The organism is Corynebacterium sp. CCUG 61414 (assembly GCF_024453945.1).
GTDB lineage: Bacteria > Actinomycetota > Actinomycetes > Mycobacteriales > Mycobacteriaceae > Corynebacterium > Corynebacterium pseudogenitalium.
The window spans coordinates 1-13,860 of record NZ_JAGPYU010000003.1 but is presented as its reverse complement, the minus strand read 5'-3'; the positions used below and the strand labels follow the sequence as shown (position 1 = coordinate 13,860).

Sequence of the window (13,860 nt, the reverse complement as noted above, 5' to 3'; positions counted from 1 at the left end):
CTATGCTCCTTGCTTCTGCGCCGACACGAGCTCGGCGTACTTGTTTGCGGTGGCAATTGCTGCCGATGTGATGATGTCGAGGTTGCCGGCGTAGTCCGGCAAGAAGTCGCCTGCCCCTTCTACTTCGATGAGGACGGAAACACGACCGAGTCCGTTCCAGTCGTCGCGGGCTTCTTCGAACTGTGGATCCGCGGTGAGGCGGTAGCCCGGTACGTACTGCTGCACCTTCGCTGCCATTTCTTTGATGGACGCGGCGATCTGGTCTTGCAGTTCGCCAGGAGCCGCGGCTTCTGGAGGTAGGGCACAGTAGACGGTGTTGCGCATCATCATTGGTGGCTCGACGGGGTTGAGGATGATGATGGCTTTTGCGTGTTTCGCGCCAGCGAGTTGTTCGAGGGCGGCGGCAGTGGTTTCGAGGAACTCGTCGACGTTAGCGCGGGTGCCGGGACCCGCGGACTTCGAGGAGATCGACGCAACGATCTCCGCGTATTCGACGTCTACGATGCGAGATACTGCCGCGACAATCGGGGTGGTGGCCTGACCGCCACAGGTAATCATGTTCACATTGTCGACGGTTTCGAGCTCATCCAGGTTGACCGATGGGCAGAAGAATGGGCCGACGGCCGCCGGGGTGAGGTCGATGGCGCGGATGCCTGCTTCGCGGTAGCGCGGTGCGTTTGCTGCGTGTGCGCCCGCCGAGGTTGCTTCAAAGACGAGGTCTGGAAGCGGATCCTGTTGCAGGAGCCAGTCGACGCCTTCGTGGGAGGCCTCGATGCCGTTTTCGCGCGCACGCTTGAGGCCTTCCGATTCTGGATCGACGCCGACCATGTAGCGCAGATCAATGTTGGATTCGTTGTTCAAAAGCTTCATCATCAGGTCGGAGCCGATGTTGCCCGATCCGACGATGGCTGCTGTCATTTTCTTTTGCATTGTGGTGCTCCAAACCTATTTAAACCGGACGTCGATGGCCCCGTATGGGCCGTAGGATACTGCGAGGTGTTGGCCTGCTTTGAAAGCGACTGCGCCGCAGAAGCTACCGGTAAGCACGATGTCACCGGCGCGCAGGGCGGTGCCTTGCTCGTCGAGAATGCCTGCGAGCCACGGCAGCGGGAGCAGCGGGTCGCCCATCACATCCTTGCCGACGCCCTCTCCGACAACTTCGCCGTCGAGCGTCATCGTCGCGTGGACTGTTGCAGCTTCCTCCAGGTCGAGATCGAGCGGGGTCGGGTCCCACACGATGGCGCCGAACGAAGCGTTGTCGGCGATGGTGTCGACAAGGCGGATGTCCCAGTCACGGACTCGTGAGTCGATGATTTCGACTGCAAGGTGCGCGGACTTGACAGCCTTGCGGGCCTCTTCGAGTGTCGCGCCCGGTTCAAGGTCCTTCCCGAGCACGAACGCGAGTTCCGGTTCGACCTTCGGGGAGATGAAGCGGTCGACTGCAATGTCGGTGCCGGCTTCGTAGAGGTCGGCGTCGGTAAAGAACCCGAAGTCTGGGCTATCGACCCCCAGCTGCTGCTGCATTGCGAGTGAGGTCAGACCAACCTTGCGCCCGATAACTTTGTGTCCGCGGGCAACGAAGTCTTTTTCCTGGATCTGTTGGATTGCGTAGGCGTCGGCGATATCAAGGTCGGCGACGACGGTGCGCGGTGGCGCGATCGGCTCGCAGGACGGGTACGCGGCGAGCAGGTCGTTTGCGATGGTACGCAGGGAGTCCTCACGGCTACTCATCTATCTGTCTCTCCTATGATGCGATGACCAGGCCGAAGCCTGCGACGAACTCTGGGATTGGGCGGTAGAACGTGAACTCCGCGTTGACTCCACCGTTGGCGGCGGTCAGCGCGGAAAACGCCGCAACCCAGGTACGCACCTCGTGCGAGGAGTGACCGGCTTCGTCGTCCATGGTGTCGGCGTCGTAGGCGTCGAATCGCGTCGATTCGCCGGAGATGCAGTCCGCCATGAACTTTTCGTCCCACTCTGGGTTGATGTCGATGATTCCTGCATTTGCGGCACCTTCTTTGCCGGCGGCGATGACGCGAGCTTCACGAGCGTCGCGGTCGGCCTGGTCCGGGTGGCCGTGGAGCATGAAGTGCTTCTGCGCGTCGGTTGCGGATGCCCAGCGTGGAAGCGGCGGGTCGTGGGACAGGCCACCGGAGGCAACCATCAGCACCTTCTTATCCTGGGCCTTCGCCCACTTGCCGACGGCCTCCCCCATCACACGGATGCGCTGCATCGCGGTGAACGGTCGGGCGACTCCGTTGACGAAGATCGGGATGACTGGCTTGGCGGTCAGGGAGCCGAAGAGCAGCTCGACAGGCTGTGCGCCGCCGTGGTCGAGAACCATCTGGCGGGAGATTGCCATGTCGACGTCCTGGTCGATAACGAATTGCGCGAGCTCTTCTGCGGCTGACTCGGGCACGTCGAATGGGCCAGGCGTAGTGAGGTAGTCACCCATCGATTCTGCTTGTAGGCCTACACAGAACGGGGGCATCAGGGTGTAGAAGAACCCGTTGAAGTGGTCCGGCGTGAAGACGATGACCAGATCTGGGTCATATTCTTCCGCGGCTTTGCGGGCTTTTGCGAATGCGTCTTGCAGCGCCTCGTTCACCTCTGGTTTTGGCTCGTTGATGCCGAGCAGCGGGCTGTGGGAAAGCGCAATAAGTTTTACGCTCATGGTGGCCTCCTCCGGGGCTGGGTTTATCAGCTGTCACATCTGACTGTAGAAGTAGCGCATCACACTCCGCACCCTCGTTCCGGGTTTTGGAACACTAAACCACATACTCAAAAGCAAGAATGCCTGGACTACCCTCGTTCCCTACCCCCGTTCCACAGATTCTGTTCTATTCACTGGAACACATACGCGAACATAACTGCCCCCATGTAGCTTAAGAATTGTGTGAAGCAAAGAACGCTTCAGAAGTAATTGTGCTTTCTATCACTAGGTGCGAAGGAGTTACCTATGGCAACGCCACCAAAGTCCGGCTTACAGCGGCCGCCAGAATTGGATCAGTGCATCGACGTCAGTGGCATGGTCGACCCTGAAGGTGGCCTGGTAGATCGTCGAGTCTTTACGGACGAGGCCGTCTACAAGCAGGAAATGTCGCGTATTTTTGCCCGTTCCTGGCTGTTTATCGCCCACGAGTCGCAGTTCCAGAAACCGGGCGATTTCTTCCAGACGTACATGGGCGAAGACCCGGTCATCGCGACGATGAACAAGAAGCGCGAAATCCGCGTGCTGCTCAACAGCTGCCGTCACCGCGGTGCCCGCGTGTGCCGCGCCGACCAGGGCCGCACGAAGATGTTTACCTGTACGTACCACGGCTGGGCGTACGACCTCGACGGTAACCTCGTCAACCTTCCTGGCAAGGAGCAGTACGACGAGAACTTCTCCCAGGACGACTGGCCGCTGGTCACGGTGCCTCGCGTGGAGTCCTACAAGGGCCTCATCTTCGCGAACTGGGACGAGAACGCCGAGCCGCTCGAGGATGCGCTTGGTGATATGCGCTGGTACATCGACGCGTTCATGGATCGCGACCCTGAAGGCACCTATGTCGTTGGTGGCGTCACTAAGTGGGTGCTCGACGGCAACTGGAAGTTGGCAGCGGAGCAGTTCGCTACTGACTGGTACCACGTCAACATGTCGCATGCCTCTGCGCTGATGGTGATGTCCCCGTCGGGCAAGGGCCCGAAGAAGGAGATCGCGGAGCGCACCGGTGTGCAGTACCACGACGACCACGGCAACGGCGCGGGCTTCCCAGTCCACCCGAAGAACCGTTTCGACGCCCAGCCGGTCCACGAGTACTACGACTACGACTTCCTGCGCGAGCGCCTCTCCCCTGAGCAGGTGATGGGCCCGATGACGAACGGCCACGCAACCGTGTTCCCGAACTTCTCCTACCTTCCGGTCAATGGCTCGATCCGCGTCTGGCATCCGAAGGGCCCAAACAAGATGGAAGTTTGGGCGTGGACTGTCCTGGACCGTTCGATGCCGGAGGATGTGGCTCGCGCGCAGCGCCTGTACAACCTGCGCACTTTTGGCCCGTCGGGCATCTTCGAGCAGGACGACGGCGAGAACTGGTCTGAGTGCCAGTCCATCGCGCATGGCTTCATGGTTGGCAACACCCCGCTGAACTACCAGATGGGTATGGCCACGGTCGGCGAACGCGAAGGGTTCCCCGGCACTACATCCGAACTGTATTCAGACGCTGCTGGTCGCGCGCTATACCGCCGTTGGCGCGAACTGATGTCGACCCCAGCTTGGCACGAGAAGTAAACCAAACACACCCTCGAAAGGAACCGAATTACCATGGCTGAACCAGTAAAAGTTGCTGACCTGGACGATCTCGAGCAGGAGGAAGGCTTCCTGGTCACGGAGGAAATGTCGGGATACGACAAGCCGATTGCACTCTTCCGCACCGAAGACGATGAAGTGTACGCCCTCGACGATATTTGTACCCACGAAATCGCTCACCTGTCTGACGGCTGGGTCGACGGCACAATGGTTGAGTGCCCGGTGCACTCCAGCCAGTTCTGCATGAAGACTGGCGCGGTGCAGTGCATGCCAGCGACCGAAGACACCAACACGCACAAGGTTGAGCTGCGTGGCGAAGAAGTCTGGCTCTACCCAGGCGTGCCTGCTGAAGGAGCCGACAAGTGAGCAGCACGACGATCGTAGGCGGCGGAATCGGCGGCTTTACCGTCGCTGATGAGCTGCGCAGGAACGGCTACACCGGCGAGATCACGATCATTGATCCGCTTGGTGTTCCGTACGACCGCCCACCGCTGTCCAAGGACTACCTGACCAACGAGAAGACGCGCGCTGAGATTGAGTTCCGCCCGGCGGAATGGCTCGAGGAAAACAACATTGTGCTGAAGCAAGCCACCGTTGAGCGCGTTGAGGCGCAATCGAAGAAGCTGGTGCTGGAGGGCGGTGAGGAGGTTGCGTACGACAACCTCGTGATCGCCACTGGTGGTACTGCTCGCCGCGGCAGTGCGCCGGGCTTCGATAGCGACAACGTCGTGGTGCTGCGCACTACTGAGGACGCGGATAAGCTGCGTTCGCTGATCGGCCCAGGCAAGAAACTCGGCATCATTGGCGCTGGCCTTGTTGGTGCAGAGGTCGCGTCCTCTGCACGCAAGCTGGGCGCGGACGTGGTACTCATCGACCCTGCGCCGGTATCCCTGGTCCCTGCTGTCGGTCCTGAGCTGGCGCAGCGCCTCCACGACATGCACGCGGAAAACGGCGTGGAGTTCATCAACGCGATGACCTCCAGCATCGAGGAGTCTGACGGTAAGTTCCAGATCGGCCTCGACGGCCACGACGCCGTCACGGTTGACGCTGTGTTGCTGTGCATCGGCATCATCCCGGAGACGGTCCTCGCCGAATCCGCTGGTCTGGAGACCGATAACGGCATCCTGGTGGATGAGCAGCAGCGCACGTCGAACTCCTCCATCTGGGCTGTAGGCGACTGCGCCCGCACCCGCCTCGAGGATGGCACGCTACTTCGCCGCCACGAGCACTGGGACTCCGCAATCCAGGAAGCAAAGACAGCCGCCGCCTCAATTATCGACGGCCCGTCTCCGAAACTTTCTGCGTCCTGGTTCTGGTCCGACCGCTACGGCGTCCACGTTGAGGGTACCGGCGACATGACTATCCCTGGCGAAACCATCATCCGCAATGACGCGGAGGGTCGCCCGGCCGTCGCGTTGCGCCTCGACGAGAACGGTGCCCTGGTTGGCGCGGCAGCAATCGAAGATTCGATGGCTGTTCGTGCGGCACGTCGCATCATCGACCGCGGTATTGCCGTCGATAAGGACAAGCTGGCTGACGCATCGATTCCTCTGAAGAAACTTGCTCGATAGCTACAAGAAAGGAATGGACTCGTGACTGACTTTCTACGTCGCGACGACGTGACCCCCGGGGAGCGAGTGGACCAAACCACCTACTTCGATCTCCAAAACATGTACTACGACGAAGCCACCCTCCTCGACGAGGGACGCTACGTCGACTGGCTGACCCACTTCGACGAAGACCTCTTCTACTGGGCACCAACCCGCACGAACCGCCTCCGCCGCGAGCAGGCCCTCTCCATTTCGGACGAGGACGGCCCGGCCTTCTACGACGAAACCTACGACTCGCTAGCGTGGCGCATCCGCCGCTTCGACTCCGGCATGGCGTGGGCTGAAGACCCACCGTCGCGTACGCGCCACCTGATCACGAACCTGATCGCACGGCACGTCACCGTCGGTGAAGGCGCCGACGCCGTCGAGGCACTCGAGGTCCGCACCAACTTCTACGTCTGGCGCACCCGCCTCGAGCGCGAGCAGGACCAGTTTGTGGGCACCCGCACCGACCTGCTTCGCCCCGCGAAGGACGGCGAGGACGGCCCGAAGTGGAAGGTCTTTGACCGCCGCATCCTGCTCGACATCAACGTTCTGAACTCCAAGAACATCTCTACCTTCTTCTAAGGGCCGACATGCTACAAGGACAACACGTACTTATTACTGGTGGTGGCTCCGGACTTGGGGCAGCGCTGGCGAAGCGCTTCGTTGAAGAAGGTGCGCGCGTAGCAGTTGTGGACATCTCGCTCGAGCGATGCGAAAGCGTCGCCGACGAGATCGGCCGCGAGCACGTCCTGCCGCTCGAGGCGGACGTGACCGACACACACTCGCTACACAAAGCCGTCGACGCTGCCGTGGCGGAGTTCGGATCCCTGGACACCGTCATCGCAAACGCTGGCATCTGGGACTACAACCGTTCCATCACCCGTCTCAACGGCGAAGAGATGAGCGCCATTTTTGACGACGTCATGAACGTCAACCTCAAGGGCTACCTGCTCACCGCGGAAGCTACGTGGCGTCACTTGCTAGCGTCGAACGGTTCGCTGATCTTCACGCTGTCCAACGCATCGACCTACGCGGCCGGCGGCGGGCCGGTCTACACCGCAAGCAAGCACGGTGCCGAAGGCATGATGCTTGAGCTGGCGTACGAGCTCGCCCCGAAAATCCGTGTCAACGGTGTCGGCGTTGGCGGCATGCGCACGAACCTATCCGGCCCCGCGTCCGCTGGCCTGGATGACCGGAAGTTCTCCGACATCATGGACAAGCGCGGCGACGGCGGCAACCCATACCTACCACTCCACGACATTTCTACTGACCCCTATGCATTCACCGGGCCGTACGTGCTGTTGGCGTCCAGGAAAGACGGCGCGAACATCACCGGCGAAGTGATCAAGATTGATGGCGGAATCGCGGCTCGCGGTTTCGCTAAGACTGCCGGAGGCGACAACCTATGTTAATTCGCGGTGTTGAGCACGACGCAAACACTCTCGACGTCAGCCCTTGCTTCCAAGTACAGCGCCATGCTGACTGGCAGCCAGAACGCTTGGCGATGGCCTACGAAGGCCAAGAAATCAATTACGGTGAGTTCCGTGACACCGTAGTCCGCTGGGCGGCACAGCTGAAGGAAGCTGGCGTGAATCCGGGCGATCGCGTCGCTTACTTCGGTATGAACTCCAGCTCCTTCATGTATGGCATGTTCGCGTCCTGGTGGATCGGCGCAGTGTTCATGCCTGTGAACTTCCGCCTGGCTGCGGGCGAAGTCTCGCAGCTGCTGGCGATGGGCAGCCCGAACAGCATCATCGTGGAGGGCACGTTCCTCGACGAGGCAAAGCGCATCTACGGCGTGGAGCGCCACCATGTCCTCGTTGTCGATGACGACGAAGCCGCCCCACCAGAGAGCGATATCCCGCTGTACTGGTCGCGGACCTCGCAAAGCTCCGAGTACGAAACCGTGGCTGTGGAAAAGCCGACGCCACGCACCATGTCTGACTTGGCGCTGCTGCTGTTCACATCCGGCACGACTGGCCTGCCGAAGGGCGCCCAGATCACGTTCGGCAACCTGTGGTGGAACCAGATCAACGTGGACACAGCGATCGACAGCCGCATCGGCGACGCGACGCTCGCGTCCGCCCCGCTGTTCCACGTCGGCGCGCTGAACTCCTTCGCGGTGCGCGCCTTCGGCCGCGGCAACTCGGTTGTGGTGCACCGTACCTTCGACCCAGCCCGCATCTTCAAGGACGTCGCCCAGTACAAGATCGGTTCGGCGTTCCTCGTGCCGGCACAGCTCGAGGCAATGGCACAGCACGACGAGTTCGCTGACTCCGACCTTTCTAGCCTCCGCGTCATCATCTGCGCAGGCGCCCCGGTGCCACCACGGCTGATCCGCACGTACTGGGAACAGAAGGACTCCGTCGTCCAGCAGGCGTGGGGCCTCACCGAGACCTCCCCATTTGCCACCTACCTCCCACCGGCCAGGACCATGGAAAAGCTCGGCTCCTGCGGCATCCCCATGGCGCACACCGAAGTCAAACTGATGGACACCGAAACCGGGCAGCACATCAAGGAACCAGGCGTTCCCGGCGAGATGTGGGTGAAGGGCCCAAACGTGGCCGTCGGCTACTGGAACAACCCTGAAGCAACCCAGAAGGCGTACACCGGTGGCTGGTTCCACTCCGGTGACATTGGCTACTTCGACGAGGACGGATACTTCTTCATCGTCGACCGCCTCAAGGACCTGATCATTTCCGGCGGAGAGAACGTCTACCCCGCCGAGGTGGAGCGCGTCCTCGCCGAACACGACGACATCCTGGCTAACTCCGTCATCGGTATCCCCGACGAGCGCTGGGGTGAAGCCGTCGTCGCCGTCCTGCAGGTCAAGGACGGCAAGGAACTCACCTTGGAAGAAGTCCGCGACCACTGCGCGAACTACCTGGCACGTTACAAGCTGCCAACCCGCGTTGTGCACGTGGATGAAATCCCACGCAACCCGGCAGGCAAGATCAACAAGATCCAGCTACGCCAGGAAGTGCGCGCGATGTTCGGCGAGAATCCCGAGACTGCCAGCCAGTCCGTCGTATCATCGCAAAATCAGCCCGACGCACAGAAGTAAGGAGGCGGAAACGATGCTCGACTACCGCAACATCACCAAATCGCCGCTGAAGCACACGTACCCGTACGGCACCACGGACACCGTGGTGGACCTCGGGACTACCGCGGAAATCAAAGAGACCGTGGCTGAGGTGTTCAAACAGCAGCCGGAGTGCCGGCGCGTCATTGTGCCTGTGCCTGTCGGCGACACCGACGGCGTCATCGCTGCGGAGGAGGCCGGGCTGCGGTACGTCTTGGACGTCACCCAGCGTGATGGCCAAGAGTTCTCCCTCCTGGTTGCTGAACCCGACTGGGTCACCAACCAATCCATGGATATCGACGGACTGGAGTTGAAATAAATGGCCGAACTTAACGAGTTCCAGAAGCGCTGGGCGCACTTCTACCGCGAGGACGGCGGCGTCCAAGACGTGGCACAAACCTTGCGCGTTTACGCCATCGACGGCAACAAGGACCAGGTCAAGCTCGGTATGCCGCTGCACAAGGCAATCGCCCAGCCGGCCGGCATGTTCTCTGCCCCGGCGCTGTTCGGCCAAGCCGACTTGTGCGGCACCTGGCTGGCGATGCAGCAGGTACCAGAAGGCGTATTCCCGCTCGCTGTCTCGGTAGCTGGCAACGTGGTGTCCAACACCAAGGAGGGTGACGCAATCGCTACCGCCTCCATCGTGAGGGCGGGTCGCACCATCATCGTTGCGGACGTGGAGACACACTCGGAGGTCACAGGCGCCATTCTGTCGAAGTTCACCTTCACCTACTCGGTGCCGCGCCCCAAACAGTAACCAAGACGCAAGAGTAGAAAACACCCCAGTCGACGAATCGACTGGGGTGTTTTGCGTAGTAAAACGCCGAAGCTTACGCCTTCTTAGCGAAGTTCTTCACAACGTTGGTGTCCACTGGGACGCCAGGGCCCTGCGTTGCGGAGACGGTGACCTTCTTCAAGTACACGCCCTTCGCAGATGCCGGCTTGAGGCGCAGCACCTCGTCGAGCAGAGCGCCGTAGTTCTCGGCGAGCTGCTCAGCGGTGAAGGAAGCCTTACCGATCAGCGCGTGCAGGTTCGAAGCCTTGTCCACGCGGAACGCGATCTTGCCGCCCTTGGTCTCCTCGATCGCCTTCGCGACGTCGGTGGTGACGGTGCCGGTCTTCGGGTTCGGCATGAGGCCACGTGGGCCCAGGACGCGAGCAACGCGGCCAACCTTCGCCATCTGGTCCGGGGTCGCGATTGCGACGTCGAAGTCGATGTTGCCGGCGTTGATCTGCTCGATCAGTGCGTCGGTTCCGACGATGTCAGCGCCTGCAGCCTCAGCCTTGGTTGCGTTCTCGCCCTCTGCGAACACAGCGACGCGGACGGTCTTACCGGTGCCGTGTGGCAGGTTGACAGTGCCGCGGACCAGCTGGTCAGCCTTGCGAGGGTCGACGGACAGACGCATTGCGACGTCGATGGTGGCGTCGTAGTTCTTGGAGGAGGTCTCCTGTGCCAGCTTGACGGCGTCGAGCGGGTGGTAGAACGCGTCGCGGTCGACCTTTGCCAGCGTCTCGTTGTAGCGCTTGGACTTCTTAGCCATGTTGATTTCCTTTCAGAAAATGGTGTTGTCAGGAAATGTGGTACGCGCCTGGCCGGCGCTCCCACAGACGGTGAGAATTACTTCTCGACCGTGATGCCCATCGAGCGGGCGGTACCAGCGATGATCGCGGCGCCAGCCTCGATGTCGCGGGCGTTGAGATCCTTCTTCTTGGTCTCGGCGATTTCCTTGCACTGATCCCAGGTGACAGAGCCAACCTTCTGGGTGTGCGGGACGCCGGAGCCCTTCTTCAGACCAGCAGCCTTCAACAGCAGGGATGCAGCCGGTGGGGACTTCAGGATGAAGTCAAAGGAGCGGTCTTCATACACGGTGATTTCAACCGGGATGATGTTGCCGCGCATGGACTCGGTTGCAGCGTTGTATGCCTTGGTGAACTCAACGATGTTCACGCCGTGTGCACCCAGCGCAGGACCAACCGGCGGAGCCGGGTTTGCCATGCCAGCCTCGATCTGCAGTTTGATCAGGCCAGTGACCTTCTTCTTAGCCATCGAATTACCTCAATTCCTTGGTACAGTGCCACCTGCCACGATGACGGCAGGAACACTTCCGGATGCCCCGCTTGACGGAGCCACCGGGGAGAACGAAAAAACGTCGCGGGCCTTACGGCACACGCGACGTTCAACCTTACGCCCCTACTAGGCTCAAACGCAAACGGTTACATGATGCGTTCGATCTGGTCAGCGGTGAGCTCGACTGGTGTTTCGCGGCCGAAGATGGACACGAGCGCCTGGATCTTGCCGGTCTCCTCGTCGATCTCGGAAATGGTGGCGGACACGGACGCCAGGGCACCGGACAGGATGGTGACGGCTTCGCCGACCTTGTAGTCGTGGTCGATCTTCTTCGGCGCTGCTTCCTCCGGCATCGCGACGACGGTCTCGCCCTCTGCGTTCGGCTTGGTGTCCTCGCCGGTAGCTGGCTCAGCCTTCGGCATCAGGAACTTCGCCACGTCGCGGTGCTTGACCGGGGTAGCGTTGCCCTCGTTGCCCACGAAGCTGGTTACGCCCGGGGTTTCACGCACGACGGACCACGCGGCGTCGTTCATGTCCATACGGACCAGGACGTAGCCCGGCAACAGCTTGCGCTTGACGAGCTTCTTCTTGCCGTCCTTGTTCTCGATAGCCTGCTCGATCGGCACGACGACGTCGTAAATGGAGTCCTCCACCTCGAGCGTCTGGATACGCATGTCGAGGTTGGTCTTCACTTTGTTTTCGTAGCCGGAGTAGGACTGGATGATGTACCACTGGCCCGGCAGCTTCTTCAGCTCACGGACGTACTTGCGCAGGCGCGCGCGGTACTCGGAGTCATCGTCAGCCTCCGAAGCCTCAGTGCCTTCAGCGCCCTCAGTGCCCTCAGCGAGCGGCGACTCGGCCGCGGTGAGGTCGCCCTCCTGCACCGGCTCCTCGACAGCCTCAACGGCCTCGTCTGCCTCTGCAGCGGCCTCTTCTATCTCCGGATCGGTGGCCTCGGTGACGGCGCCGCCTTCGGCGACCATTTCCTCTTCGGCTTGCAGTTCGGTTTCCTGCTCAGTTGCTTCGATGTCGGCGTTTTCCAGGTTTTCCAGGTTTTCCGGCTCGGTGGTCATGGTGTTTCTCCTTGGTGTGGCAAAAACTAATCCCGCCTTACCTCGAGGTTGAGGTGGCGGGACAATCACTTGTTGTTCATGTTAGCGGATGAATACCCATTGCATCAACATGGTGCCGAGGCGGTCGGTCCCCCACACGAGTGCGGTGAGCACGATGAGGAACGCGAATACCACGAGGGTGTAGTTGAGCATCTGGTTTCCGGTTGGCCAGATGACTTTGCGCATTTCCTGGACGACTTCGCCCGGGAACGCGCCTGGGCCGCCGCCGAGGGACTCTTCGCGGTCCTCTTCAGGCTTTGCGGGGGTGTGCTTCGCTTCGTAGGAAGCGGATGAAACAGAGGAGACCCCGCGCAGCTGGCGCTTGCCGGTGGGCTGTGCTGGGTTGTGTTCTTGCGGATTAGTCAAAAGAACTCCTCTAACTAAAGTTTTGGCAGGGGCGACAGGACTCGAACCTGCAACCTACGGTTTTGGAGACCGTTGCGCTACCAATTGCGCCACGCCCCTAGGACACTGTGAACAGTGCTCCTAACCCTACCACGGGAAACGCGTTTCCCGTTTTGAGGTGAGTAGCGATGGCGAGAATTGAACTCGCGACACAGCGATTATGAGTCGCTTGCTCTACCACTGAGCTACACCGCCATGTGCTTGCCGCCACAAGGACTGTACAAACAACAGAGCCCCCTGTCAGAATCGAACTGACGACCTTTTCCTTACCATGGAAACGCTCTGCCGACTGAGCTAAGGGGGCACAGCCTCTATGTTGTGAACTCACCGTTTTGGTGTGTCCGCTCCGTTGAAGCCTTTGAAAGACTAACCCGGTTCTATCATTGAACGCAAATCGCCAGGTAGCAATAGCGGGTTAAGCGACAAAATGTGTGCTTTTTTGGATATGGATTCCAGGTCCTGCCTGGGCCTACGGCGGGACAGTGCTCGTTGAATCGGGATTCCCTGCCGTAGACCGGAAGGTCCACCACTTCAGGCGTTGGATGTGCTATGACAGCAGACTGTTAAACCAGCTGCATGCCAACTCAACACAGAAAGAGAAAACACAACAGGCCCCTATGCCCGGCATGCGAGCACACCGCCACAAAAATGGGCACCACATCCAGCGGAAAACAGCGATGGCGCTGCACAGACTGCGGGCACACCTTCACCAACCCCAACACAGCCAAGACCAGCGCATATCGGTTTGCCATCTTCATTGACTGGATCACCAACCAGCGTCCCCTCGACGCTGTCGCTGCTGCGCACAACGTCTCCAGACGCACACTCATCCGCTGGTTCACCTACTTTTGGTTCATCATCGTCCCGTGCAAACCGGACCCGTACCGCGTCTACGACCAGCTCTTTATTGATGGCACCTACTTCCACAAAAAATGCCTGCTTGTCGCTGCAACCAGCGAGCACGTCGTCGCCTGGCACTGGTGCACACGAGAAACCGCCTACGACTACGCCAAACTCTTCGACATGATCGCCGAACCCCTCGTCGTGACCACAGACGGCTCCGGTGGCGCCCACAAAGCCATCAAACAATGCTGGCCAAACGCCTCCATTCAACGCTGCCTCGTCCACGTACGCCGCGACACCATCAAAGACACCACACGCCAACCCACAATCGCCGCACACAAAGCACTCCTTCGCCTCGGCAACCAGCTGACCCACATCACCACCCGTGACCAGGCAATCACCTGGGTACTTCGCCTCAACCGCTTCCAGGACCTCTACGGTGACTGGCTCAAACAACGCACCTA

General features: G+C 60.5%; 16 protein-coding genes and 3 tRNA genes. 9 read left to right on the top strand and 10 right to left on the bottom strand.

Annotated features, from left to right (window positions below; translation table 11 throughout):
- Genes KBX14_RS03670 through KBX14_RS03660 form a run of 3 tightly spaced genes read right to left on the bottom strand, consistent with a single transcriptional unit; the run spans position 1 to position 2,674 of the window.
- Complete coding sequence (locus KBX14_RS03670; protein WP_071572801.1) at positions 1–930, bottom strand: acetaldehyde dehydrogenase (acetylating); 930 nt, start codon at positions 928–930, stop codon at positions 1–3.
- A 15-nt stretch (positions 931–945) separates the two neighbouring features.
- Complete coding sequence (locus KBX14_RS03665) at positions 946–1,731, bottom strand: 2-keto-4-pentenoate hydratase (RefSeq protein WP_070975776.1); 786 nt, start codon at positions 1,729–1,731, stop codon at positions 946–948.
- Positions 1,732–1,744: 13 nt separating this feature from the next.
- Positions 1,745–2,674 (bottom strand): 3-carboxyethylcatechol 2,3-dioxygenase, encoded by a 930-nt coding sequence (locus KBX14_RS03660; RefSeq protein WP_070363133.1) that lies wholly within the window; start codon positions 2,672–2,674, stop codon positions 1,745–1,747.
- A gap of 285 nt (positions 2,675–2,959) precedes the next feature.
- On the opposite strand from KBX14_RS03660, the gene KBX14_RS03655 reads away from it, so the two are divergent.
- Genes KBX14_RS03655 through KBX14_RS03620 form a run of 8 tightly spaced genes read left to right on the top strand, consistent with a single transcriptional unit; the run spans position 2,960 to position 9,725 of the window.
- Positions 2,960–4,273: an aromatic ring-hydroxylating dioxygenase subunit alpha gene (locus tag KBX14_RS03655; RefSeq protein ID WP_256041857.1), complete on the top strand. Its 1,314-nt coding sequence runs from the start codon at positions 2,960–2,962 to the stop codon at positions 4,271–4,273.
- Between the two features lie 33 nt (positions 4,274–4,306).
- Complete coding sequence (locus KBX14_RS03650) at positions 4,307–4,657, top strand: non-heme iron oxygenase ferredoxin subunit (protein WP_070363135.1); 351 nt, start codon at positions 4,307–4,309, stop codon at positions 4,655–4,657.
- Positions 4,654–5,862: an FAD-dependent oxidoreductase gene (locus KBX14_RS03645; protein WP_256041856.1), complete on the top strand. Its 1,209-nt coding sequence runs from the start codon at positions 4,654–4,656 to the stop codon at positions 5,860–5,862. The genes KBX14_RS03650 and KBX14_RS03645 overlap by 4 nt, the downstream gene beginning before the upstream one ends.
- Positions 5,863–5,883: 21 nt before the next feature.
- The gene (locus tag KBX14_RS03640; protein ID WP_256000483.1) at positions 5,884–6,468 is read left to right on the top strand and encodes a 3-phenylpropionate/cinnamic acid dioxygenase subunit beta; all 585 of its coding nucleotides are present in this window, start codon (positions 5,884–5,886) and stop codon (positions 6,466–6,468) included.
- An 8-nt stretch (positions 6,469–6,476) separates the two neighbouring features.
- Complete coding sequence (locus tag KBX14_RS03635; protein WP_070477503.1) at positions 6,477–7,298, top strand: SDR family NAD(P)-dependent oxidoreductase; 822 nt, start codon at positions 6,477–6,479, stop codon at positions 7,296–7,298.
- The gene (locus KBX14_RS03630) at positions 7,292–8,950 is read left to right on the top strand and encodes a long-chain fatty acid--CoA ligase (RefSeq protein ID WP_070363139.1); all 1,659 of its coding nucleotides are present in this window, start codon (positions 7,292–7,294) and stop codon (positions 8,948–8,950) included. Before KBX14_RS03635 ends, KBX14_RS03630 begins: the two co-directional genes overlap by 7 nt.
- 13 nt (positions 8,951–8,963) lie before the next feature.
- A complete protein-coding gene (locus KBX14_RS03625) occupies positions 8,964–9,287 on the top strand; it encodes a hypothetical protein (RefSeq protein ID WP_070363140.1) in 324 nt (107 codons plus the stop codon).
- A complete protein-coding gene (locus tag KBX14_RS03620) occupies positions 9,288–9,725 on the top strand; it encodes a PaaI family thioesterase (protein WP_070363141.1) in 438 nt (145 codons plus the stop codon). It abuts the gene before it with no gap.
- A gap of 73 nt (positions 9,726–9,798) precedes the next feature.
- Here the strand turns inward: KBX14_RS03620 and rplA are convergent, their stop codons facing one another.
- The 7 genes from rplA to KBX14_RS03585 all read right to left on the bottom strand — a co-directional run bounded on the left by rplA (position 9,799) and on the right by KBX14_RS03585 (position 12,857).
- On the bottom strand, positions 9,799–10,509 hold the full coding sequence (gene rplA / locus KBX14_RS03615; protein ID WP_070477499.1) for a 50S ribosomal protein L1: 711 nt from the start codon (positions 10,507–10,509) through the stop codon (positions 9,799–9,801).
- Between the two features lie 77 nt (positions 10,510–10,586).
- The gene (gene rplK / locus KBX14_RS03610; RefSeq protein WP_070363143.1) at positions 10,587–11,015 is read right to left on the bottom strand and encodes a 50S ribosomal protein L11; all 429 of its coding nucleotides are present in this window, start codon (positions 11,013–11,015) and stop codon (positions 10,587–10,589) included.
- A 167-nt stretch (positions 11,016–11,182) separates the two neighbouring features.
- A complete protein-coding gene (gene nusG, locus KBX14_RS03605; protein WP_256000482.1) occupies positions 11,183–12,109 on the bottom strand; it encodes a transcription termination/antitermination protein NusG in 927 nt (308 codons plus the stop codon).
- 81 nt (positions 12,110–12,190) lie between these two features.
- Complete coding sequence (secE, locus tag KBX14_RS03600; RefSeq protein WP_070477497.1) at positions 12,191–12,514, bottom strand: preprotein translocase subunit SecE; 324 nt, start codon at positions 12,512–12,514, stop codon at positions 12,191–12,193.
- 23 nt (positions 12,515–12,537) lie between these two features.
- A tRNA-Trp gene (locus KBX14_RS03595) sits at positions 12,538–12,613 on the bottom strand.
- A gap of 63 nt (positions 12,614–12,676) precedes the next feature.
- A tRNA-Met gene (locus KBX14_RS03590) sits at positions 12,677–12,748 on the bottom strand.
- A gap of 36 nt (positions 12,749–12,784) precedes the next feature.
- Positions 12,785–12,857 (bottom strand) — tRNA-Thr (locus KBX14_RS03585).
- A gap of 344 nt (positions 12,858–13,201) precedes the next feature.
- Between KBX14_RS03585 and KBX14_RS03580 the strand changes: the two genes are divergently transcribed.
- A partial coding sequence (locus tag KBX14_RS03580) for a transposase (protein WP_256041855.1) occupies positions 13,202–13,860 on the top strand: 659 nt, incomplete at its 3' end.

Excerpts from the sequence above, each read along its gene's own strand:
- KBX14_RS03670 (WP_071572801.1), bottom strand. The coding sequence starts at position 930 with ATGCAAAAGAAAATGACAGCAGCCATCGTCGGATCGGGCAACATCGGC.
- KBX14_RS03665 (WP_070975776.1), bottom strand. The coding sequence starts at position 1,731 with ATGAGTAGCCGTGAGGACTCCCTGCGTACCATCGCAAACGACCTGCTC.
- KBX14_RS03660 (WP_070363133.1), bottom strand. The coding sequence starts at position 2,674 with ATGAGCGTAAAACTTATTGCGCTTTCCCACAGCCCGCTGCTCGGCATC.
- KBX14_RS03655 (WP_256041857.1), top strand. The coding sequence starts at position 2,960 with ATGGCAACGCCACCAAAGTCCGGCTTACAGCGGCCGCCAGAATTGGAT.
- KBX14_RS03650 (WP_070363135.1), top strand. The coding sequence starts at position 4,307 with ATGGCTGAACCAGTAAAAGTTGCTGACCTGGACGATCTCGAGCAGGAG.
- KBX14_RS03635 (WP_070477503.1), top strand. The coding sequence starts at position 6,477 with ATGCTACAAGGACAACACGTACTTATTACTGGTGGTGGCTCCGGACTT.
- KBX14_RS03630 (WP_070363139.1), top strand. The coding sequence starts at position 7,292 with ATGTTAATTCGCGGTGTTGAGCACGACGCAAACACTCTCGACGTCAGC.
- KBX14_RS03625 (WP_070363140.1), top strand. The coding sequence starts at position 8,964 with ATGCTCGACTACCGCAACATCACCAAATCGCCGCTGAAGCACACGTAC.
- KBX14_RS03620 (WP_070363141.1), top strand. The coding sequence starts at position 9,288 with ATGGCCGAACTTAACGAGTTCCAGAAGCGCTGGGCGCACTTCTACCGC.
- rplA (WP_070477499.1), bottom strand. The coding sequence starts at position 10,509 with ATGGCTAAGAAGTCCAAGCGCTACAACGAGACGCTGGCAAAGGTCGAC.
- rplK (WP_070363143.1), bottom strand. The coding sequence starts at position 11,015 with ATGGCTAAGAAGAAGGTCACTGGCCTGATCAAACTGCAGATCGAGGCT.
- nusG (WP_256000482.1), bottom strand. The coding sequence starts at position 12,109 with ATGACCACCGAGCCGGAAAACCTGGAAAACCTGGAAAACGCCGACATC.